Here is a 21,075-nt window from a genome sequence, read left to right as displayed (position 1 = left end):
GGCCCTGTGGACGAGCAGAACTTCGTCACCAGCACCGTGAACCGGATCCAAAAATCCCGGAACTGGGACAGCACCGCCGTCGTGCTCGCCTACGACGACTCGGACGGCTGGTACGACCACGCCGCCGCGAAGGTAAAGAACTCCTCCAACACCGCCGACGACGCCGCGTGGTGCCAGAACGCCGCAGCCAGCGGCATCCCCATGGCCGGCGGCTACGCCGACCGCTGCGGCCCGGGCCCGCGCCAGCCGCTGGTGGTCATCTCCCCCTACGCGAAGAAAAACTTCGTGGACCACACGCAGACCGACCAGGCCTCGATCCTGCGCTTCATCGAGGACAACTGGGGCACCGGCCGGATCGGCGACGCCTCCGCCGACGCCGCCGCCGGCTCCGTGAATGCCATGTTCAACTTCCACCACCAGCGCAACGACAAGGTGCTGCTCAACGAGCAGACCGGCGCCGTCGCCTCCATCAGCCACACGAACGACGCCGGCAACTCCAGGAAGTAACGCCGGTGGCGGTCCCGCTTGGGGCCGCCATCCCCAGAAACGCCACCCGGCCAGCCGCCGGGTGGCGTTTCTGTCCCTGGAATTTGGTCCTGCGATGCCGTGTGAGCAGACGGATACAAGAACGAAACGTGGGGTCGACGCCGTGAAACATGCTGTGGCTACGCTGATTCCTACCTGAGAGAAGGTCATCCGCAGGTCTATCGAAAGGAAACAGCCATGCTTTGGAATACCTTGAACCTGTTTTTCAGTTCCGCGCGCAATGATGGGCACTCGCCGCTTGGAGAGACGGGATCGAACAGCGATTTTCCCCAGGGCCACCTCACGTCCGCGCCTTGGGAAGGCTGGTGCGACAGCCCCGCGCAGGCATGACAGGGCATGTGGATCGCCGGCCGCGGGGGTAGGCTCGCCAACAGTGATCCACGACGGCGGAGGCTAGGCATGACTGAACCTGCAGGCAGAACCGAACTCGAGGACCAGGGGCTGCCGCTGACGGCCCTTGCCGTGGCGGCGGGCCGTGCCGTCGAGACGTCGCGGGCCGACCCGCTGGTGGTGGATCCGTTCGCCTCCGCTTTGGTGGTGGCCGCGCGCTCCCACCTGGACCTGCCGACGGTCTGGCCCACGAATCCGGCGGAGGCTCCTCCCCTGCAGCGGCCGCTCCTGCTGGCTTCCATATACATCGGCATGCGGACCCGGTTCATCGATGATTTCCTGCAGTCCGGCTCTCCCACCACGCAGACAGTGGTCCTCGGCGCGGGGCTCGACACCCGGGCCTTCCGGCTGCGGTGGCCCTCCGGCGCCAGGGTCATTGAGATCGATTCGGCAAACGTCCTCGAGTTCAAGGCCCATGTGCTGGGCAGGCTTGCCGCGGAGCCTGGCTGCGAGCTGGTTTCCTTGCCCGCGGACCTGTCCGTGCCGTGGCGGGAGCCGCTCATCGCGGCCGGCTTTGATCCGGCGCAGCCCACCACCTGGGTCCTCGAAGGCCTGCTGCCGTACCTCGACTCTGCTGCCCAGCAGGCAGTGCTGGCGGAAGTTGCGGTATTGTCGGCGCCCGGATCCCGTGCGGTGATTGAGCGGGCAGTGGCGCTGCCCAAGACGGACGACATCGAGGCGAAGCTGCTCGAGTTCAGCCAGCAGACCGGGCTGCCCATGAGCGAACTGCTGGCCCGGGCCGATCCGCCCAACCCGATGGAGCTGCTCGAGGCGTCCGGCTGGCGCTGCAGCAGTCACACGGTGGAGGAGCTGTGCTCGACCTACGGGCGGGTGCTGTCGCTGGATCCTGCAGCTGAACCGGGACCCGGGCTGCCGGCGTCCGAGGCGCAGCCAAACCAGGAGCAGTCCAGGGGCGGCTTCGTCACCGCCTGGCTGCAGTGAGCCTGCGAGGGAGCACACAGCTAGGCTGGACGTCCGCAAGTGCAGACTGTCCAGCCTAGCTTTTCGAATAGCTAAACGGGGATGGACGCATAATGACTGGTGAGTGTCTTCGCTGACGACCAAGCGCCGTGCCACTCGCGGAACGTGACCCTATGGAAGTCCTCCTCATTTCCCGCTTCTGTATCCAGGGCATAATGAACGCTATTAATTGTGTATAGCTTATTTGCCGGTATATAGACCGACCCCCAAGAGCTACTTCCGAGATGATAATCCGTCCCGTACATGTCATACTCGTACCGGTCCTGATTAACGTTTACATAGGTCCCCTCAAAGCAATACACTGAGATTTGATAGTTTACCTTTTTGACATACCTATTGCTTTCCCATGCCCAATACCAATAAGGGGTCTGGGCGGTGACCGAGCAGGTCGAGTTACCTTGAACCACATGGATGGCTGCGGTCGTGGAATTCGACGCGGACTTGGTCTCACTCGCCTGGGCGGGTGCGGCCAGGACGGCAGGAACCAGGCCAATACCCAGCGACAAGGCGGCGACGATTCCAATCTTGCGCGGAAGAGAACCTGTTGCTTTTTTTACTGCTGCTGCGGACATGTGAATTGACTTCTTTCAATTGAGGATGCGATTCCGGAAAATCCGATGTGATTATTCTGCGTCCCCGGATCTACCCGTCACTTCCGTGCCAGCACGGTATTCTTTCCCGAGCATTGCGGCTGTTAACCTCACCGCCACCTCCCCGCAGACGGCAGGTCACCTGGCGTCCCTACGGTGGACGGGTCGGCGGCTCAGCGCCGGCCACCGTCATCCGGGAGGAACCAAAACCATGCGCAAAGCCCTGACCGCAGCGGCCGCCGTCGCACTTTTCAGGCCCTTCGCAGATGAGCGTGGTTAGGGTCGGCTGAGACTGCCGCCGCCGGGCATGCGATGTTTTCGGTGCGGCGTGGTGCGGTGGGAAAGAGGTCAGGGCCTCTTTGAATTGGTTGCGACCAAGCAAACCAATACCCAAAGAGACCCTGACATGAATAACTCTATGTCTTGTTCCGGTGGCCGCTGGTGCACGCGCGCGGATGCTCTGCTCGGTGTCGAGGGCCTCCACGTCAACTCCGTCACGGCAACGGCTCACGGCCTGGTTCTGCACGTCGAAACAGGCGAGACCCTCAGCGGCTGCCCGGACTGCGGCGTCATAGCGATCGGCCACGGACGCCGCCACGTCCGGCTCCACGACATTCCCTGTTTCGGGAAGCCGGTGCGACTGCTGTGGGCCAAGCGCGTCTGGCGCTGTCCCGACCCGGACTGTCCGGGGAACACCTTCACCGAGGAACACCCGCTGGCAAGACCGCGGGCGAAACTCACCGCCCGGGCGGTGGCATGGGCGACCGACGCGCTGCAGCGTTTCGACACCTCCGTCTCAGCCCTGGCCCATCAGCTCGGCGTCTCCTGGCACACCGTCTGGGACGCCATCAAGGCCGAGGCCACCAGGCGCATCGGCATCACGGACCGGATGGCCGGGGTGAACGCGCTCGGCGTCGACGAGCATGTCTGGTCACACACCGGCCCGCCCGGATCCGGCATGGTCACCGGGATCGTGGACCACACCCGCGACGCTCACGGCATAGTTCACGCCCGGTTGCTGGACCTCGTTCCAGGCCGGTCCGGGAAAGCCTACGCCGACTGGCTCAAAGACCGCGGCGAGGAATTCACGACCGGCATCAAAACGGCGGCGCTGGATCCGTTCCGCGGCTATGCGAACGCGATCCGCGATGAATTGCCCGAAGCCATCACCGTCCTGGATGCCTTTTATTCCGAGGTCCTGGTTATCCCGATGTCCGCGGGTGGGGGCTGCTGGCGTGGGATTCCGGGGGCGGACACCTCGGCATAACTCAGAGGTTTTGCAGGAACGCCAGGAGGGTGTCATCGGCGACGGTGTAGCGTCCTTTCTTGGTCCCCGTGGGTCTGGTTCTGGCGAGAGCGTCCTCCTTGGTCTTCATGTTGGCGTGCAGGTAGATCTGCGTGGTCTCTATGCTCTCGTGACCGAGCCAGAGCGCGATGACGCTGCTGTCGATCCCGGCACTCAAGAGCCGCATGGCTGCTGTGTGCCGCAGGACATGTGCGGTGACGTTCTTATTCGTCAGGCTCGGGCAGGCGCCGACCGCGGCCGCCGTTTGCAGTGTCAGCCGGGCGGCGACGGCATCGTGACTCATCCGCGTTCCCTCGCGGGCTGGGAAGACGAACGCGTCGGCGCTGGCCCGGGCGGTGAGGTGCCGCAGGACTTGGACGGTCTGGCGGTCAAGTGGTGTGATGCGGTCTTTTCTGCCTTTCCCGTGGCAGACGACGTGCGCGCCGGTGCCGAGATGAACATCACCGACCGTCAGTGCGGTGAGTTCCGAGACGCGCATTCCGGTGGTGACAGCGACCTGGATCAGAGCGTGATCGCGGCGGCCGGTAGGGGTGGACTGGTCCGGTGCGTGCAGGAGGGCGATGACCTCGGGCGGGGTGAGGTAGGTGATCTCGGTGCGCCGAGCTCGTTTTGCGGGGATCGCGAGGACACGGCTGATCGTGTCGGCGTGCTCGGGGTGCTGATACGCGGCGTAGGAGAACAGTGAGTGCACTGCCGCCAGCCGCGCGTTGCGGGTGCTGACAGTGTTGCCTCGTTCGGTTTGGAGGTGCGTCAGGAATCTGGTGATCAGGTCGCTATCCAGTTGAGAGAGGTCCAGGGCCGCCGGTGCGGTGCCGGTCGCGGTAGCAGCATATCGAAGCAGCAGCCGCCAGGTGTCGCGGTAAGCGGCAATGGTGTGCTCGCTCGCGCCGTACTGGTCAGACAGCCGCGTCGTGAAGAACGCTTGCAGGATCGGTGCGAGCCCGGTCATGACCGGCCCCGTCCGCCAGGCTGGGAGGGAGCGGCCAGGGACTGGAGGCGCTCGGTCGCAGCGGCCAGTAGTTCCGCGGTGCCGGTGAGATACCAGTACGTGTCGCGGGGTTCGGTGTGTCCAAGCCAAGTTGCCAGGACCGGCAGCACGACGGCCGGGTCGGCGCCGGAACGGTAGGCATCGAGCATGGTCGAGACCGCGAACGTGTGGCGGAGGTCGTGGAGCCGTGGACGACACGACGAGGACGCCGGTCTCAGCCCGGCCTCGTTCGTCAGCCGCCGGAAGGTCGGATGAACACCGGACGGTTGAAGCCGTGTGCCTCTGGTAGAGATCAGCAGTGCCGAACAACCCGCCGCGGGAAGCAGCCGGTCCCGCCGGTCAAGGTAGTCCGTCAGCGCCGCGGCGACGGTCGGGTGCAGCGGGAGCATGCGTACCTTGCCGTACTTGCCGGTGATCGTGAGGGTGTGGCTGTGCGGGTCGAAGCTGGCGATATCCAACGCGATGGCCTCCCCGGTGCGGATCCCGGTCGCGGCCATCAGCCCGATCAGGGTCCGGTAAGTCGCTGCGCGCAGTACGGGCTTCAGCGCGTCGGCGGCGTCCAGAAGTGCTTGGATCTCCCCGGCGCTATAAATGTAAGGGGCGACCCGGGTCGGCCGTGCCGGGAGAATCCTGGCCGGCGGGACCTCGATCTCAGGGTCCTGGCAGTGGGCCCAGCGGGTGAAGCACCGGATCGCCGACAGCCGCAGCGCCTGGGTGCGGGGCGTGCGTGCTGGCCGTGCCGTCGCGAACCCGACCGCATCCCTGATGGTCATGGTGCTCGCCTCGCGGGCATGCAGGTAAGCCACGAAGCGCTTCAGGATGTGCTCGGAGCCATCGAGTTTGTATCCCAGCGCGCGGCGCACCCGCAAGTAGTCTCCGACCAGCCCCGGGAGGTCCTCTGACACCGTGCTCATGACACACCGCCGACGACTGGCCAGGGGCGTGCCAGCGCGGCCAGTCGAGTCTGATCAGTCTTCGCGTAGATCGCCGTGGTGGCCGGGCTGGCATGCCGGAGCAGGTGCGAGACCTCTTCCAGGCTCGCTCCGGCATTGAGGACCCGGCTTGCCGCGGTATGCCGCAATCGGTGAGCGTGGATCGTGCCCAGCCCTGCGCGCTGCGCCGCGCGGGCGACGATGCAGCTCAATCCCGAGTACGCCAGAGGCGTATGGGGCGCAACGGCTTTCACGAACAAGGTCCTGGCTGTGGTCTCCGGTCGCCCGCCGCGCAGGTAATCCACGATGGCGCTTCCGACATCCACTGGCAACGGCATCCTGTCCGTCCGGTCGCCCTTGCCGTGAATGGTCAGGAGACCGGCCTCCCAGTCCACGTCGTCCAGTCGCAGCCCGGAGAGCTCCCCGCAACGCAGGCCCAGCCGGTGCAGCACGGTGATCACCGCGAAATCGCGTCGCCCCACCGGGGTAGACCGATCACAGGAGTCCAGCAGCGCGATGACCTGCTCGTTGTCCAACGGCTGAGGCAGACCGGAGAGTCTGCGGTGCGCGACCGCCGGAACAGCGTCAGCAAGGGCAATCTGAACGATCCGCTGATCGTGCAGGAAGCGAAGGAATGATCGCAGCGCGCACGCGGTCATCTGCGCCGTCTTCCGCGTCATGGACGGCAAATGCGTGGTCAGGAAATCGTTGACCTCAACGGCGGTCAAGTCTGCAAGAGCCGCGGCAGTCCCGGCGCCGGTGAGGTCCTGGACGAACGGGGTAACCCAATGCGAGTACGCGTCAGCGACCGGGGAGCTCAACCCGCGATCGTCGATCAGATACAGGCGATATCGGGCCAACACCGTCTCGATCGGTGATGACGGCATCCGAATCCGTTCCACCGGCACCAGACCCTCACGCCGCAGATAGCCGAGCACAGGGTCCAGCGCCTGCAACGAATAGTGGCTGGTGTAGGCGGCGCGGCGGACAGCAAGGAACCGCTCGATGACCGAACCATCCACGTCGCCCAGCCCCATGTCCTCGGAGTCCAGCCACCTCGACAGATGCGCAGCGAACCGCAACACGCCCACCGCTGACGTCGCCGTGTAACCGAGCCGTGCGAGTTCCTCCGCCAGCCCGCCCGCGAATGGGAACAATGGGCCGTCAAACCGAACATGAGTCGGATCTGGAGTGGAATACATGAACCTGCTCCTTCCAATCAGGGAAGAACCAGCGTCCCGCACCACACGCGTTATGCCGAGGTGTCCGCCCCCGGAATCCCACGCCAGCAGCCCCGACCCGCGGACATCGGGATAACCAGGACCTCGGAATAAAAGGCATTATGCCGACGTCGGCATAACGCCTTCCACGTCGTGAAGCTCGGCTCAGCCATGGTCGATGAGGTCCGCCGCCGCGTTCAGCAGGACACCCTGGGGCACCGTGGCCGCAAGGGCGACCCGCTCTACGGCATCCGCCGGACGTTGCAGGTTGGCGCCGAGCACCTCACCGACAAACAAGCCGCCCGACTCGACGCGAAGCTCACCCTCGGGGACCCCGACCATGAGGTCACCCTGGCCTGGCAGTGCTACCAGAAGCTCCGCAACATCTACCACGCCAGGCCCGAACGGGGCAGAGAACTGGTCAATGAAGTGATCGCTTCATTCCCGTCCTGCCCGATCCCGGAAGTCTCACGGCTGGGCCGGACACTCAAACAATGGAAGGCAGCGATCCTCGCCTATTTCGACACCCAAGGAGCCTCCAACGGCCCCACGGAAGCGATCAATGGCGTCATCGAAACAACCCGCCGCATCGCCCGCGGATTTCGGAACTTCACCAACTACAGACTCAGGTGCCTACTCGCAGCCGGCGGCCACCGCCCCTACCGGATCAAACAAACGAACCATGCCTAAATGCGAAGGGCCACTTTTCACCGCCGCCATTGCCTCAACGGCGGGACCCGCCGTCGCCGCACCGGCAGCGGACGCCGGCACGCCGTCGTCGAACGCTGCCGGCCCTGCCGGCTCCCCCGTCAAGATGAACGAGCGCAACGGCTCCTTCGACCTGCAGGCGCACCGCGGCGGCCGCGGCGAGTGGACCGAGGAATCCCTGGCGGCGTTCGCGAACTCGCTGAAGCTGGGCGTGAGCACGCTCGAGCTGGACACGCACCTGACCAAGGATGGCAAGGTGATCGTCTGGCACGACGACACGATGCAGGCCAACAAGTGCACCGACACCGCACCGGCTACGCCCAATGATCCGCAGTTCCCCTACGCGGGCGACCGGGTGGCTGACCTGTCGCTGGCCCAGATCAAGACGCTCAACTGCGGCTACCAGCAGCTGCCGGGGTTCCCGGGGCAGCAGGTGATCGAGGGCAACCGCATCGCCGAGCTGAAGGACGTGTTCCAGCTGGTCCACGAGTACGGCGCCAAGAAGGTCCGCTTCAACGTGGAGACCAAGGTGGAGGACGGTCAGGCCGGCGGCGAGGGCTCCGTGGCGCTCACCAAAGCCGTGGTCACCGAGATCTACATGGCGGGCATGTCCGGCCGGACCACCGTGCAGTCGTTCGACTGGTCCACGCTGAACCTGACGAAGAAGATCGCCCCGCAACTGCCGGTCGTGGCACTCTCCAGCGGCGACGCCTGGCTGCAGGTGGGGAAGCCCGGTGCCGCACCGGAGCTCGGCGGCATCGACATCGACGACTATGACGGTTCCCTCGCCAGGGCCGCAAAGGCCCAGGGCTACGACGTCATCTCCCCCAACTTCGCGTCCGTCACCCCGAAGATGATCGCCGAAGCGCACGAGTTCGGCCTGCCGGTCATCCCGTGGACCGTGAACACCACGGCGGACATGGGGCGCCTGATGGACATCGGCGTGGACGGCATCATCACCGACTACCCCACCAGCCTGCGCACCCTCATGGACGAGCGCGGCCTGAAGCTGCCGAAGGCTTACGCGGTGGCTGGCTAATCGCCTACCGCTGATCGAGCCTGCAGGGTGCCGCTGATCGAGCTTGCAGGGCGTCGGAGTGAACTACGACCTCCGCTACGACGGCTCGAAGGAGGTCCAGGTCATCATCGTCCACGTCCGCCCGGCGGCCTGAGAGTTCGTCCTAGACGGCTACCGCTGAACCTCGCCGCACGAAAGACTGGGCAGGACCAGCCGCTGCAGAAGGAGCCGCTCCCGTGCCGACCCGACCCTCAGTCATCGTCTTCGATGTCAACGAAACGCTGTCCGATATGTCCCCGATGGCCGACCGTTTCGCCGAAACCGGTGCGCCGTCGTCGCTCGCCAAACTGTGGTTCGCCACCCTGCTGCGGGACGGCTTCGCCCTTGCCGCGGCGGGCGACAACACGCCCTTCGCAGAAATCGGGGCCGAGGCGCTACGCGGACTGCTGGCCGGTTCGGACCTGCGAATGGAGACCGACGCTGCCGTGGACCACATCATGCAGGGCATGGCCAGCCTGGGACTCCATCCCGACGTGCCCGAAGGCGTAGCAGGCCTGAAATCCGCTGGCTACCGGCTGGTCACGCTGACCAACGGCTCCGCCAGCATTGCCGAAAAGCTTTTCACGGACGCCGGAATGAGGGACAGCTTCGATCGCCTGCTCTCCGTCGAAGACGCGCCAGCGTGGAAACCCGCCCGTGCAGCTTACGACTATGCCGCCACAGCGTGCGGAACCAGTCCCGAGCAGATGCTCCTGGTCGCGGTCCACCCCTGGGACATTCACGGCGCCGCGCGGGCCGGGCTCGGGACCGCGTGGATCAACCGTGCGGGCGCGCCCTATCCCGCGTACTTCACCGAGCCGGACTACACGGTGACGTCGCTGCGGGAACTCTCCGACGCGTTGACTGGCGACGGCGGCGGGCACCCAAGTAACTCGCAGTAGTTGTCGTTTTGAGCGCTCATAACGACAACAACTGCGAGTCAGTTGGGCGCGCGGGGCCTGCTGTTGAGATGCGGGGACGCTACTTCGGCGCGATGGTCCAATCGCCGTCGGAGTTGACCTGGACGAAGCCGGGGGTGAGCGTCACGGTGCCGCTGTAGTTGCCGGCCTTATTGACCGCGAGTTCGGGGACCTCGCTGCCGAAGCCCTGCACCACGAACTTGCCTTTGCCCTTGTGGGTGATGGCGGCCTTGTCGGTGGCAACATCCCAGAACAGGACCTTGTCACCGTGGCCGCTGACTTTTTCCGTGGAGGAGCGGACGCTGCCGATGTCCTCGATCTTCAGGGTCCAGGCGGAGTCGGCGCTGATGTTGAACTCGGTGGTGGGCGCACCGGCGCTGGTGTCCACGAGGTGCGAACCGGCGTAGGCGCCGGCGGTGTTGACCAGCAGTATTTCGGCGCCGTTGGTTTCCAGTGAAGTTTTGCCGCTGCAGGCTCTGCAGGTGAACGTCACCACGGCCGGAAGGCCCTTGAGGTCTACGGTCTTGATGGCGTCGCCGGTGCCCGTCAGCGTCTGCGCGGCCAGGTGCGGCCGGTCTTCCCCGGCAGCTGCTTGGCCGGTGGTTGCCGGTTCCGCGGAGGAACCCGCGGCGCTCTCCTGCGTGACGGGTGCGGCCGAGATGATCGGCGGTGTGGCGGCCTGCTGCACGAGGGCCACAGCAGCAATCCCGCTGAACACGCCGATCACGAGGTTGACCGCCAAGAGGACCACCGTGACCAGCACGGCCACCTTCTTGTGCTGCGCATACCCTGCCAGCGACCGGCGGTTCTTGTCCGTCTGCCTCCCTGCCAGCGTCATGATCAGGTCCACGAGCGACCAGATGCCGAAGCCACCCAGCGTCAGCAGCTTGGCGACGCCCGTCCCGATCTTGCCAAGGTAGAAGCGGTCCACGCCCAGTCCGCCAAGGAGCAGGGAGAACAGCCATGTGACCAGGAAGGACTTCTGCGGTTCCGCACCGTACTGCCCCGGGAAGGCCCCAAACTGGCCCGGATACGCCTGCCCAGCGTTCGGCCCATCCAACAACTGCCCGTTCGCATACAGCGGCGCGCCGTAGGTGGTGTAGTCGGAAGGCGGCGGCGGGGTTGGGCCGGGGTGGCTCATTGCGGTCCTTTCAGGGCAGGCGACGGCAGGGGTCGCCGAGGTGGCGGAGTGAGGAAAGAGGGTGGGCAGTGCGGAAGGGGGTGGCGCGGAAGGGTGGGTCGAGCGGAAAATCCACCTGCAAAACGAACGCCGCAAGAGCGTAATTTTGTGGTGAATGACACGCCGCCGGACAGCGGGCACATGGCTTCAGGAAGCCCTTTTGCTTAAGGCTTTATGGCTTGCACATCTGCTGCTGTCCCCCAGTTTGACGCTTTGGCGTCACCGCCCCCTGAAGGGATAATACAGGCCTTCCGAAGGGCATGCGGGGACGCCACGGCGCGTCCTGGAAGACGCGCCGTTAGGGACGTCCGACGGCGGCGGCTGCCGCCCACCGTCGTCGTACTTTTGCTTCCCCAATTCGGTCGCCGCACGGCGGTCCATCCTGGCCAGGAAAGGGCCAAAATAGGGTTAAGGGACACGCCAAAAGAACAAGCACGAACGAAGGAATTTGTCATGGCCGGTTACTTCGAAATCATCGATGCTCCGGACGGCGGCTTCCGCGTCAGGCTTCTGGACGGGACGGGAAGCCTGGTGGCGGTCTCCGTGAACTACCTCACCAAAAAGGCTGCCGTCGCAGGGATCTCCTGGACCAGGGAGGTCGCCGGGACTGGCCTTATCCGCGACATGAGCCGGGGCGGCCACGGGGAGATCATCATCCCCAAGTCCCGGGTTGCCCACGCCACCACGCGGATCCACTCCCACACGCGGTTCCCGGCCGCGGACCGAGGGGCTGAGGTCCGAAGGGTCCGCTCCCTCTGACGGGCTGGCCCGGTGACGGCGCACACCCGTCCACGCTGCCCGCTCTGAGCAGGGGGACATGACGTGGGGCGGACCTCGCACTAGGGTTGGTTCCACGGCTGAAGACACCCGGCCCTGGAACGCCCCTACGGAGCTGCCACCATGACCGAAGCCCTCGCCCCCACTGCCGGAAGCCCGACAACCGGAAGCCGCACAACCGATACCGAGGCCACCCTCCGCCGCATCGCCGCCGACAAGCTCGGCCTCCCCCAGCTTCGCGGCGGCCAGCTTGCCGGGATGACCGCCCTCGCATCGGGCCGGGACGTCCTCGCCGTCATGCCCACCGGTTACGGCAAATCAGCCATCTACCAGGTGGCCGCGCTGTTCATCCATGGTGGCTTCATCCACGGCGGTGGGGAGTCCGGCGGTGCGGCCCCGGAGTCCGGCGCTGACAGCGCAAGGCGCGGTCCCGCCGTCGTCGTTTCCCCGTTGATTGCGTTGCAGGAGGACCAGCTGGACGGCCTGCTGGAAGACCTGGGCGGGGAGTCTGCCGCTGCGATCAACTCGGGCCGGAAGGATTCTGAGGTGGCGGATGCGTGGGAGGCGGCCGAGCGGGGCGAGGCCGCGTTCCTCTTCCTCGCCCCTGAGCAGCTGGCCAAGACCGAGACGGTGGAGCGGCTTGCGGCAATGAACGTCTCGCTGTTCGTGGTGGACGAGGCCCACTGCGTCTCGTCCTGGGGGCACGACTTCCGGCCCGACTACCTGCGGCTGGGCGAGGTCCGCGGCCAGCTCGGCAACCCGCCCGTCGCGGCCCTGACCGCCACCGCCTCTCCCCCGGTGCGCGACGAGATCCAGCAGCGCCTGCGCATGAAGGACCCGCTGGTGCTGGTCCGCGGCTTCGACCGGCCCAACATCCGGCTCGACGTCGTTCGCCACCTCGAGGAGAGGGACAAGCGGCGCGCTGTGGTGGAGCAGGTGGCCGAGCTGAAGGGGCCCGGCCTGCTCTACGCCGCCACCCGCAAGGACACCGAAACCTACGCCGCCGAGCTCTCCGAGCATGGTCTGCGTGCCGCGGCGTACCACGCCGGCCGGAAGCAGAGCGAGCGGGACGACGTCCACGAGCAGTTCCTGAACGACGAACTCGACGTGGTGGTGGCGACCACGGCGTTCGGCATGGGCATCGACAAGCCCAACGTCCGCTTCGTGATCCACGCCGACATCCCCGAGTCCCTGGACGCCTACTACCAGGAGATCGGACGCTCCGGCCGCGACGGGCAGCCGGCCTCCGCCGTCCTGCATTACCGGCCCGAGGACCTCGGCCTGCGCAAGTTCTTCGGCACCCACAAGCCGGACGAGGACGCGCTGCTCGCTGTCCTCACCGCCCTGCGCGCCGCCGACGGCCCCATCACCCAGAAGGCGCTGGCCGAGGAAACCGGCATCCCCACGCGCCGGCTCACCGGGCTGCTCAACGAACTGCTGGAGACCCGGTCCGTGAAGGCCCTCAAGCGCGGCGTCCGGCTGGAAGCCGGCGCCACGCTGCCCAAGGTGGTGGAACACGCCGTCCAACTCGCCGAAGCACGCCAGCGCGTGGACCGGTCGCGGATCGAGATGGCGCGCGGCTACGCGGAGACGGACGCCTGCCGGCGCCAGTTCCTGCTGGGCTACTTCGGCGAGGACCTGCCCGAGCCCTGCGGCAACTGCGATAACTGCACCGACGGTTCCGCCTATGAAGAGGATTACGACGGCGGCGCCGCGGCTGCCGCGGGCGGGGAACCGTTCCCGCTCCAGTCCGCCGTTGTTCACAAGGAGTGGGGGCCAGGCCTGGTGATGCGGCACGAGGAGGACGTGATCACCGTGCTGTTCGAGCAGGAGGGTTACAAGACGCTCTCCCGCCAGGCCGTGACGGACGGGAAGCTGCTGACGCTGGCAGACTGAGTCTGGCGGTGGATTTGGGTGTTATTCGCGCCCCCGGAGTCCGGAGCAGGCGCGCCCGTTGCTCCGGCTCCAGCGCTGCCACGCTGGCGGCCATCGCCAGGCCAAAGGCACCGTCCAGCGCAGCCAGGTCGGCTGACGCAGAGGAGCCGTGGGCGGCGAAATCGGCCGTGTGGTGGACGGCTCCGCCCACATCGTAGCCAACCATGGGATGAATGGTGGGCACCAGCTGGGAGACGTTTCCCATGTCCGTGGACGCAACCGGCTCCTCGCGGTGAAGCACGTCCCGTCCCCGGAGCACCATGGCCTCCTGGTAGGCGGCGGAGAGAAAATCGTCCTGCCGCAGCTCAGCGTAGGTGTTGCCGGCAGACCTGATGTCCAGTGTGCTGCCGCTGGCGTGGGCTCCGGCCTCAAGGCAGCGCCGCACACGCTCCTCGATCACGTGCAGCTGCGCCAGCGTGGGTGACCGCATTTCCACGCTGGCCCGCGCCCTGCCGGGAATCACGTTGACGGCGCTCCCGCCTTCCGTGACGATCAGCGAAACAATGGATCCCGGCGGAAGCTGTTGCCGTGCCAGGGCCACAGCTGTTTGTGCAATGACGAGTGCGTCCAAGGCGTTCACTCCCTGCGATGGCGCTGTGGCGGCGTGGGCCGGCCGGCCCTCGAAGAGGACGTCCCACATGGCCACGGCCAGCGAGGAACCACCTGCCACATCCTCGCCGGCCGCATGCGCCATCATGGCGAGGGAAACGTCCGCAAAGTACCCCTCGTTGATGAGTTCGACCTTGCCGCCTGTCGTTTCCTCGGCAGGCGTGCCCAGCACCTTGACGGTGATGCCGAGCTCCTCCGCGACGGCGGCCAGCGCCAGGGCTGCCCCCACCGCGCAGGCAGCGTTGACGTTGTGCCCGCAGGCATGTCCGATGTCCGGCAATGCGTCGTATTCCACGCAGAGTGCGACGACGAGATCGCCGGAACCGTACCGGGCGACGAAGGCGGTGGGCAGGGTCGGCTGCACCGCATCGAAGCCGAATCCGGCGGATTTCAGCAGGGCACGGGTTCGCCGGGCGGCGCGGACCTCTTCGCCACCAAGTTCGGGATCGGCGTGGATGGCATGGCTGAGGGCAATGATCTCCTGCTCCCAGCGCTCCAGCGCCCCGCCGATCCGGTGCTCGATCTCCTTGGCCAAGGGGTGGCCGGTGTTTGTGAACGTCGGGATGGACCGGTTCATGCGGGGACCTCCGTGGTGTTCCGCTTCGGATAGCAGGCGGAAGCTGCGGCGGCGATCAGGGCGGCTGCGGCGAGTGTGCCCCAGATGGCGGTAAGGCCTCCTGCGCTGATGTGGCCGGCTTCGGCGAAGGAGGCGGAGAGCAGGCGCACCACGGCCGCCCCTACGGCGATTCCGACGGACAGCGCCAGTTCATTCAGGCCGGCCGCTGTTGAGGTTTCGTCCACCGGCACACCCTCCACGGACAGCGCCCGGGTTCCGGCTTGGTACATTCCTAGGCTCAGGTTGAACAACGCGAACCCGACGCAATATCCGGCGAAGGAGCCGTGCGCCACCACCATGACGAGGAAGCCTCCGGCCAGCAGCAGGGCAGCGAAGACAAGGGTGCCGCGTTCACCCAGCACCCGGAGGGCAGGGGTTGTCGCGAGCGAGGAGAAGAGGGAGAGGATGGACGCGAGGGCCAGCATGATGGCTATGGCCAGTGGACCGAAGCCGAAGCCGTAACCGGTGACGGCGGCATTGGCGTGCAGGAAAATGCCGTTTGTGCCGAAATAACTGATGGAAGCGAAGCCGAAGAAGAAGGTGGCGAGGGAAACGACGCGGACGCGCGGGATGGCGAGCAGGCGCAGATCGATGAAGCTCTTCCCGGTCCTCGTCCCGCGGCGGTCCAGCATGACCCAGCCGGCCAGCAGCGCGACGCCGAGCAGTCCTGATGCCAGGGTCCGGCCGTCCAGCCAGCCCCAGTCCGGTCCCATGGAAAGTGCCAGGACGAAACTGATCAAGCCCGCCGAGCAGGCCAGGAGCGGCGCGACGGCGAGCCCCTCCCGGGTAGGCGTGCCGGCGTCGGGAAGCAGGAAGGAACAGACCAGCGCAACAAGGGAGAACGGCACCGCGACCCAGAACCCAAGGGTTGGGTTATTGATCCCGACGACCCCTGCCAGGAGGCCACCTATGCCGACTGTTATCATCAGCAGGCCGATCATCACGCTGACACCGGTGCGGGTGTGCGCCGGGCTGCTGACGCGCAGGATTCCCATCATGAGCGGTATGAACCCCACGACGCAGGTGATCAGGACGACGCCCACCGTCACGGTCCACAGCGACGGTGCCAGGGCCATCATCAGCACGCCGAGCACCACCGTGCCGGTTGACCAGCGCAGCACCAGCCGGTATCCGTAGCTGTCGCCCAGGCGGGAGATGATCGGGGTCAGCACGGCAAACCCCAGGTTTGAGATGAGGAAGAGACCGTTGATCGTCGGGTCATCAATGGAGAATGCCGGCCCGAGTGCGGGCAGGATGGGATTGAGATAGCCCTGGGTGACGCCGCTGAGGGATTCAATCAGGGCCATTGCCACGATCATGCCCGTGATGCTGCGCCGCGTGAGGGCGGCCGTTGCCGGGGGTACCGTTCTGGTTGCCATGGTTTTCCTTTTCTTGGAAAGCTTGCTAAGTGAGCCGAGTCACTACGCTAGGGCGTGGACCGTGTAGCACCGTCAGACTGTAGATAAACGCCGCAGAAGGAGGAAATTTGAAAGAATCTTCCGTGATCTCCGAGCTGGACCTCGAGACCGTGAATGCCCTCCAGATCAATCCCCGCGCAGACTGGAGCCATGTGGCCGGCGCGCTCGGCGTTTCCGGACCCACCGTTGCGCGCCGCTGGAGTGCCCTCTTCGAGCATGGCCTGGCGTGGATAACACCCGCACCGGGGCGTCGCTACCTCAGTGCCGGCTGGTCCGCGTTTATTCACCTGTCCTCGTTGCCATCCGAGCACGCTGCCCTCGTCCAGCGACTGTGTGCCGAGCCTGCCTTCGGCACCGTGTCGATGGTCTCAGGCGGGCATGATCTGCTGATCGACTGCTTCGCCTCAAGCCACGACGAACTCATGGACATCGTCACCAAGTCATTCGGCGACCTGCCCGGGGTGAGCGGCCGGGACGTCGTCTTTGTCACCGAGCTCTACCGGCAGGCTTCGGAGTGGCGCAGTGGCACCCTGGGCCCAGCGCAGGCCCGGCTCATCACACCCACGTCCAGGCCGGCGCCGTCGGGGTACGAACCGGACGGGTTGGACGCGGCCCTGCTGGCAGAGTTGGCCCGCGACGGGCGGGCTTCCTGGGCCGATTTGGGTGACGCGTGCCAGGTGTCGCCGCAAACCGCGAAACGGCGGGTGGAGCGTTTCCTCGCCGCAGGCTATATGACCATGCGGTGCGATACCTCTGTTGCCGTCCAACCAGGGCTGCGTGAAGTGAACCTCCTCCTGAACGTTCCTGCCACCGAGGTGGAGAACGTCGGCCGGTACTTTGCGGCCCTGCCGAGTTGCCGATTGAGCGCGCAGGTACTGGGTGCCCATAACCTGCTCGTGGCACTGTGGGTGAGGGACTACTTGGAAGTCCACGGCCACGAACGGGAACTGGCCGCGCGCGCTCCGGGAAGTACCGTGATTTCTCGGGAAGTCGTTATCCGCACCTACAAGCGGCTCGGCCATCTCCTCGACGAATCCGGGCGTAACTACGACGTCGTCCCCTTGCCGCTATGGCGCGCTCCGACATAGGAATAACGCGGGGCGCCCTTCGCCTGGGCCGGCCCGCCTGCCGACCCACAAAAGCCATGCCCCAGCGATCGAAAAGGAACACCGGTGGCTTCCGTTCCTGGCCCCGCTGTTGCCTGTGCGCATTCCTGAACCGCTGGTTAAGGGCCACCCCGCCGAGGGCTTCCCATTCCACTGATCGGTCCGGAAATGGATTCCCGGAGAAACCGCAAGCCCACACCGCATAGAAGACTTACCCGCTTTTGCGACAGCAGTCGCCGAATTCATCCTGCACTTCAGCGTGTCCCGACGGCAGGCGGCCGCGGGCTGGAGCACACAGCTTCTACCGTGACGCGCCGCTGGCCCATTACGACAATGAGACTCGGCGCGCCCTGGCAGTTCTGGACGGGCACCTGGACACCGGGCTGGCCGCGGCGGCCTGGGCGCGTGCACGCGGCTGGGCCCTGTGGAAGGCTCTGATCGGCCTCGCAGCAGACATCGGCACCAACCATTCGGCGGCAGAAGCCAACCAGCGGTTAATTCACGGCATCGTAACCGAACAGGTTGCGTAAGCCGCTAAGAGCCCGCCAATTCAGCAGGCTCCTAGCGCAGCTCTTCAGTCAATGAGGCTTCAGTCGACGAGCACCGGAGGCTCGGCGCGCTGCGTAGACTCCACGCGGCCCGGGGCCTTGGCGGAGCTCTTCATGGAACGGTGGTGCAGCCAGTTCGCCAGCGCCAGGAGCGCCACGAGGCCGAAGGTGCTCAGGAGCTGGGGACGGGAATCCTCGCCAATGAAGCCGACCGTGAAGATGGCCGCGAGAATGAGCAGGCCAAGGCCCGTCAGCCAGGGGAAGCCTGCCATCCGCAGCGGAAGGGTGGTTCCTTCACGGTCTGCACGGAGACGCAGTGCAAGTTGGGCGAGCAGGGCCGAAGTCCACACCAGCAGGGACGTCGAACCCACGATGTTGAGCAGGAGGGGAAGAACCTTCTCCGGGAAGGCCACCTCGAGCACGGCCGTGACGACGCCGAAGGAGACGCTGGCCAGGACAGCGACGACCGGGACCTGCGACTTCGACACGGAGGCGAGGATGCGCGGCGCTTCGCCTCGCTCGGCGAGCGAGAACGCCATCCGGGAAGCGCCGTAGAGGTTGGCGTTGAGGGCGGAGAGCAGTGCCGCGACGGCAACGAAAGTGATGGCGGTTGCTGCACCGGGCATGCCTGCGGCATCCAGAACGGCAGCGAACGGGCTCTTCAGCCCCGGCGATCCCACGGGAACCACGGCCGCGATGATGAAGATCGCGCCGATGTAGAAGATGAGGATGCGCCAGAGGACAGTGCGGACGGCCTTCCCGACGCTGCGGGCAGGATCCTGGGTTTCTGCTGCGGCCACGGAGACAATCTCGGTCCCGCCGAAGGCGAAAGCCACCACGAAGAGCGCCGTGGCGATCCCGGCGAAACCGTGCGGGGCGAAACCGGCTCCGGTGAAGTTGAAGTTGGCCAAGCCCGGCGACTGGACACCGGGCAGCCAGCCGAAGAGGAGGGCGACGCCGATGAGGAGGAAGCCGACGATTGCAGCCACCTTGAGCAGCGCGAACCAGAACTCGATTTCGCCGAAGTTCTTTACGCGGGAGAGGTTCACGGCTGTGAGTACCGCGATGAACACGAAGGCCATCAGCCATACGGGCAGGGCGGGGAAGATGGTGGACAGCAGGCCTGCCGCACCAAGTGCCTCCGCTGCGATGACAACCACCAGCTGCAGCCACCAGAGCCAGCCCACGGTGGCGCCGGCCACGGGCCCGAAGGCCCGGGCGGTATAGACGGAGAAGGCGCCGCTGTCCGGGTTGGCGGCAGCCATCTCACCAAGGGCCCACATCACCAGGATGATGAGGGTGCCGGCGACCAGGTAGGAGATCAGCACCGCCGGACCGGCGGCCTGGATGCCGGCGCCCGAACCGATGAAGAGACCCGCGCCGATGGCGCTTCCGAGTCCCATCATTGTGAGCTGGCGGGGTTTCAGGGCGGCGCCAAGCGCCGGGGCAGACGTCATTGTCTGTTGTTCCATGGGGAGTCCTCTGGGTTGTCTGTCGAACGGGTAAAGGTGGAACGGGTGGGGGTTTCAGGCCGCGCGGGCTGCCAGGACGGCTTTCAAAACCTGCAGCACGCGATCGTTGGAAGCGGGGTCGGCAACGGTGATCCGGATGCCGTCGCCCCGGTAGGCGCGGACCAGGATGTCTGCCTGGTCGAATGCGGTCACGAGCCTCGCCGTGAGGTCATCGTCTGCCCGGATCCATAGGAAGTTGCCCTGGCTTGGCTGCAGCTTCCAGCCCTGGGCTTCCAGCCTTGCGGCCAACCGCGAGCGCTCTTCCTTGACGACGGCGACCCTCGCCTGCATCTCGTCGGCCGCGTCCAGCGAAGCGACGGCAGCCTTCTGGGCCAGGGCGGTCACCGAAAACGGAATGGCGGTCCGGCGCAGCCCCTCCGCGATGTCCGGAGCCGCCACGGCATACCCCACGCGCAGGCCTGCCAGCCCGTAGGCCTTCGAGAAGGTGCGCAGGATGCACACGTTCGGGTACTCACGGTAGAGCGCCAGGGAGTCGGGCCCGCTGCCCGCCTCGGCGTATTCCACGTAGGCCTCATCGATCACCACGAGGATGTCGGAGCGGACGGAGCGGAGGAACGCCCCGAGGCGTTGGTGGCTGATGGGGACGCCCGTCGGGTTGTTGGGGGTGCACAGAAGGACCACCTTGGTCCGTTCGGTGGCGGCGGCCGCCATGGCGTCGAGATCGTGGCCCTCGGCATCGTCCAGCGGGACGCGGACCGGCCGGGCGCCCGCCAGCTCCACCAGGATGGGGTAGGCCTCGAAGGACCGCCACGCGAAGATCACTTCATCCCCGGCGTCGCAGATTCCGGTGATGATCTGCTGGAGGACGCCGACGCTGCCGGGTCCCACCGCGATTTCCCCGGCGCTGACGGCGAGGTGCCTGGCGATCCGTTCGCGGAGCTCGACGGCGGCCATGTCCGGATAGCGGTTCATCCTGCCGGCCGCTTCGGCCACCGCAGCGGCGGCCGCGGGCAGGGGTTCGTGGTGGCTTTCGTTGCTGGCGAGTGCCGCGATGTCCGCGCCGGCGCTGCGCCGGCCCGGGACATAGGACGGGAGTCCGGAAACCGCCGCACGCAGGGTAGGAAGCGCGGTTTCGGCAGGCGTCAGGATCTGATCAGTGGTCATGAGGCTTGATCATGGAAGTGACCCGGACCACATTGCAAGATACTCTGAGTGCCTTGGGACTTTTGCTCAACTTCTAATGTCTGCGATGAAAATATGACCATCTCGAATCCCCGCACCTTCGATTCACTGGATGCCAGGATCATCCTCGCCCTCGACAAAGACCCGGAGGCCAGCGCACTGGCACTTTCCCGGACACTCGGCGTCGCACGGAATACGGTGCATGCGCGCCTGGCGAAGCTCGAGCGCGGCGGCGCCCTCAGGTCCTTTAGCCGGAGGCTGGACCCGGCGGCCTTTGGCTACGGCCTGATGGCTTTCCTTTCCCTGGCCATCAGCCAGACCCGCGCGGGCTCGGTGGAACACGGACTCGAAGCGATTCCGGAGGTCATCGAGGTGCATGCCACCACGGGGGACGCGGACCTCATGGCCAAGGTGGTGGCCCGGGATACGGCCGATCTCTACCGCATCACCAACCAGATCCTGGAAATCGACGGGATCCAGCGGACCAGCACGGCCATCTCAGTCCTGGAACTCATGCCGCCCCGCTTCGACGGCCTGCTGAACCGGCTGTCGCAGCAGGAATCGCGCTCGTCGGACTGAGCTTGGGTGATCCGG

Annotated in this window: 19 protein-coding genes and 1 pseudogene; 11 read left to right on the top strand and 9 right to left on the bottom strand. The window is 66.1% G+C overall.

The features are described 5' to 3' along the window. Positions 1-507: alkaline phosphatase family protein (locus AC1DFE_RS20095; protein ID WP_476907623.1), on the top strand; the 507-nt coding region annotated here is incomplete at its 5' end. Positions 508-945: 438 nt separating this feature from the next. Then, positions 946-1,878: an SAM-dependent methyltransferase gene (locus AC1DFE_RS20090; protein ID WP_476907622.1), complete on the top strand. Its 933-nt coding sequence runs from the start codon at positions 946-948 to the stop codon at positions 1,876-1,878. Positions 1,879-1,949: 71 nt separating this feature from the next. Here AC1DFE_RS20090 and AC1DFE_RS20085 read toward each other — a convergent pair whose 3' ends face one another. Further along, positions 1,950-2,489, bottom strand: coding sequence for a hypothetical protein (locus tag AC1DFE_RS20085; protein WP_476907621.1), 540 nt, complete (start codon positions 2,487-2,489; stop codon positions 1,950-1,952). Positions 2,490-2,913: 424 nt separating this feature from the next. Between AC1DFE_RS20085 and AC1DFE_RS20080 the strand changes: the two genes are divergently transcribed. Beyond that, positions 2,914-3,774 carry a transposase gene (locus AC1DFE_RS20080; protein WP_476907620.1) on the top strand — a complete coding sequence of 287 codons (861 nt, stop codon included), beginning with the start codon at positions 2,914-2,916 and terminating at the stop codon, positions 3,772-3,774. A 1-nt stretch (position 3,775) separates the two neighbouring features. Here the strand turns inward: AC1DFE_RS20080 and AC1DFE_RS20075 are convergent, their stop codons facing one another. The 3 genes from AC1DFE_RS20075 to AC1DFE_RS20065 are packed head-to-tail and all read right to left on the bottom strand — an operon-like array spanning position 3,776 to position 6,935. Further along, positions 3,776-4,762 (bottom strand): tyrosine-type recombinase/integrase, encoded by a 987-nt coding sequence (locus tag AC1DFE_RS20075; protein ID WP_476907619.1) that lies wholly within the window; start codon positions 4,760-4,762, stop codon positions 3,776-3,778. Beyond that, positions 4,759-5,715, bottom strand: a complete 957-nt coding sequence (locus AC1DFE_RS20070) for a tyrosine-type recombinase/integrase (protein WP_476907618.1) — start codon at positions 5,713-5,715, stop codon at positions 4,759-4,761. Before AC1DFE_RS20070 ends, AC1DFE_RS20075 begins: the two co-directional genes overlap by 4 nt. Beyond that, the gene (locus AC1DFE_RS20065) at positions 5,712-6,935 is read right to left on the bottom strand and encodes a site-specific integrase (RefSeq protein ID WP_476907617.1); all 1,224 of its coding nucleotides are present in this window, start codon (positions 6,933-6,935) and stop codon (positions 5,712-5,714) included. The genes AC1DFE_RS20070 and AC1DFE_RS20065 overlap by 4 nt, the downstream gene beginning before the upstream one ends. A gap of 156 nt (positions 6,936-7,091) precedes the next feature. On the opposite strand from AC1DFE_RS20065, the pseudogene AC1DFE_RS20060 reads away from it, so the two are divergent. From AC1DFE_RS20060 to AC1DFE_RS20050, 3 genes and pseudogenes are all read left to right on the top strand, one after another. Beyond that, a pseudogene (locus AC1DFE_RS20060) lies at positions 7,092-7,643 on the top strand (ISL3 family transposase); the annotation flags it as partial. Next, a complete protein-coding gene (locus AC1DFE_RS20055) occupies positions 7,636-8,700 on the top strand; it encodes a glycerophosphodiester phosphodiesterase family protein (protein ID WP_476907616.1) in 1,065 nt (354 codons plus the stop codon). The pseudogene AC1DFE_RS20060 and the gene AC1DFE_RS20055, both read left to right, overlap by 8 nt. Before the next feature lie 215 nt (positions 8,701-8,915). Continuing rightward, positions 8,916-9,620: a haloacid dehalogenase type II gene (locus tag AC1DFE_RS20050; protein WP_476907615.1), complete on the top strand. Its 705-nt coding sequence runs from the start codon at positions 8,916-8,918 to the stop codon at positions 9,618-9,620. Between the two features lie 79 nt (positions 9,621-9,699). Here AC1DFE_RS20050 and AC1DFE_RS20045 read toward each other — a convergent pair whose 3' ends face one another. After that, complete coding sequence (locus AC1DFE_RS20045; protein ID WP_476907614.1) at positions 9,700-10,779, bottom strand: TM2 domain-containing protein; 1,080 nt, start codon at positions 10,777-10,779, stop codon at positions 9,700-9,702. A 492-nt stretch (positions 10,780-11,271) separates the two neighbouring features. Here AC1DFE_RS20045 and AC1DFE_RS20040 point away from each other — a divergent pair, with 492 nt between their 5' ends. Then, on the top strand, positions 11,272-11,577 hold the full coding sequence (locus AC1DFE_RS20040) for a YegP family protein (RefSeq protein WP_476907613.1): 306 nt from the start codon (positions 11,272-11,274) through the stop codon (positions 11,575-11,577). 141 nt (positions 11,578-11,718) lie between these two features. Next, on the top strand, positions 11,719-13,491 hold the full coding sequence (locus AC1DFE_RS20035; RefSeq protein ID WP_476907612.1) for a RecQ family ATP-dependent DNA helicase: 1,773 nt from the start codon (positions 11,719-11,721) through the stop codon (positions 13,489-13,491). Here the strand turns inward: AC1DFE_RS20035 and AC1DFE_RS20030 are convergent. Further along, the gene (locus tag AC1DFE_RS20030) at positions 13,406-14,716 is read right to left on the bottom strand and encodes a M20 family metallopeptidase (RefSeq protein ID WP_476907611.1); all 1,311 of its coding nucleotides are present in this window, start codon (positions 14,714-14,716) and stop codon (positions 13,406-13,408) included. The two genes, AC1DFE_RS20035 and AC1DFE_RS20030, sit on opposite strands and share 86 nt — an antisense overlap. Beyond that, positions 14,713-16,134, bottom strand: coding sequence for an MFS transporter (locus AC1DFE_RS20025; RefSeq protein ID WP_476907610.1), 1,422 nt, complete (start codon positions 16,132-16,134; stop codon positions 14,713-14,715). Before AC1DFE_RS20025 ends, AC1DFE_RS20030 begins: the two co-directional genes overlap by 4 nt. Positions 16,135-16,241: 107 nt before the next feature. On the opposite strand from AC1DFE_RS20025, the gene AC1DFE_RS20020 reads away from it, so the two are divergent. Together AC1DFE_RS20020 and AC1DFE_RS20015 are read left to right on the top strand one after the other, a co-directional pair. Next, positions 16,242-17,261, top strand: coding sequence for an AsnC family transcriptional regulator (locus tag AC1DFE_RS20020; protein WP_476907609.1), 1,020 nt, complete (start codon positions 16,242-16,244; stop codon positions 17,259-17,261). Between the two features lie 239 nt (positions 17,262-17,500). Then, positions 17,501-17,809, top strand: a complete 309-nt coding sequence (locus AC1DFE_RS20015) for a hypothetical protein (RefSeq protein ID WP_476907608.1) — start codon at positions 17,501-17,503, stop codon at positions 17,807-17,809. Between the two features lie 59 nt (positions 17,810-17,868). On the opposite strand, the gene AC1DFE_RS20010 is transcribed toward AC1DFE_RS20015, so the two are convergent. Both AC1DFE_RS20010 and hisC read right to left on the bottom strand, forming a co-directional pair. Further along, complete coding sequence (locus AC1DFE_RS20010; RefSeq protein WP_476907607.1) at positions 17,869-19,299, bottom strand: amino acid permease; 1,431 nt, start codon at positions 19,297-19,299, stop codon at positions 17,869-17,871. Between the two features lie 54 nt (positions 19,300-19,353). Next, complete coding sequence (hisC, locus tag AC1DFE_RS20005; protein ID WP_476907606.1) at positions 19,354-20,463, bottom strand: histidinol-phosphate transaminase; 1,110 nt, start codon at positions 20,461-20,463, stop codon at positions 19,354-19,356. Between the two features lie 93 nt (positions 20,464-20,556). Between hisC and AC1DFE_RS20000 the strand changes: the two genes are divergently transcribed. Beyond that, a complete protein-coding gene (locus AC1DFE_RS20000; RefSeq protein ID WP_476907605.1) occupies positions 20,557-21,060 on the top strand; it encodes an Lrp/AsnC family transcriptional regulator in 504 nt (167 codons plus the stop codon). Positions 21,061-21,075 lie beyond the last annotated feature (15 nt).

Source organism: Arthrobacter sp. 05T423, from assembly GCF_056396245.1.
This window is presented reverse-complemented; position numbering and strand designations above follow the sequence as displayed.

Bases quoted from the DNA above. Each gene is read 5' to 3' on its own strand.
- hisC (WP_476907606.1), bottom strand. From the start codon at position 20,463: ATGACCACTGATCAGATCCTGACGCCTGCCGAAACCGCGCTTCCTACC.
- AC1DFE_RS20065 (WP_476907617.1), bottom strand. From the start codon at position 6,935: ATGTATTCCACTCCAGATCCGACTCATGTTCGGTTTGACGGCCCATTG.
- AC1DFE_RS20090 (WP_476907622.1), top strand. From the start codon at position 946: ATGACTGAACCTGCAGGCAGAACCGAACTCGAGGACCAGGGGCTGCCG.
- AC1DFE_RS20075 (WP_476907619.1), bottom strand. From the start codon at position 4,762: ATGACCGGGCTCGCACCGATCCTGCAAGCGTTCTTCACGACGCGGCTG.
- AC1DFE_RS20080 (WP_476907620.1), top strand. From the start codon at position 2,914: ATGAATAACTCTATGTCTTGTTCCGGTGGCCGCTGGTGCACGCGCGCG.
- AC1DFE_RS20010 (WP_476907607.1), bottom strand. From the start codon at position 19,299: ATGGAACAACAGACAATGACGTCTGCCCCGGCGCTTGGCGCCGCCCTG.
- AC1DFE_RS20040 (WP_476907613.1), top strand. From the start codon at position 11,272: ATGGCCGGTTACTTCGAAATCATCGATGCTCCGGACGGCGGCTTCCGC.
- AC1DFE_RS20025 (WP_476907610.1), bottom strand. From the start codon at position 16,134: ATGGCAACCAGAACGGTACCCCCGGCAACGGCCGCCCTCACGCGGCGC.
- AC1DFE_RS20055 (WP_476907616.1), top strand. From the start codon at position 7,636: ATGCCTAAATGCGAAGGGCCACTTTTCACCGCCGCCATTGCCTCAACG.
- AC1DFE_RS20085 (WP_476907621.1), bottom strand. From the start codon at position 2,489: ATGTCCGCAGCAGCAGTAAAAAAAGCAACAGGTTCTCTTCCGCGCAAG.
- AC1DFE_RS20035 (WP_476907612.1), top strand. From the start codon at position 11,719: ATGACCGAAGCCCTCGCCCCCACTGCCGGAAGCCCGACAACCGGAAGC.
- AC1DFE_RS20070 (WP_476907618.1), bottom strand. From the start codon at position 5,715: ATGAGCACGGTGTCAGAGGACCTCCCGGGGCTGGTCGGAGACTACTTG.
- AC1DFE_RS20000 (WP_476907605.1), top strand. From the start codon at position 20,557: ATGACCATCTCGAATCCCCGCACCTTCGATTCACTGGATGCCAGGATC.
- AC1DFE_RS20030 (WP_476907611.1), bottom strand. From the start codon at position 14,716: ATGAACCGGTCCATCCCGACGTTCACAAACACCGGCCACCCCTTGGCC.
- AC1DFE_RS20045 (WP_476907614.1), bottom strand. From the start codon at position 10,779: ATGAGCCACCCCGGCCCAACCCCGCCGCCGCCTTCCGACTACACCACC.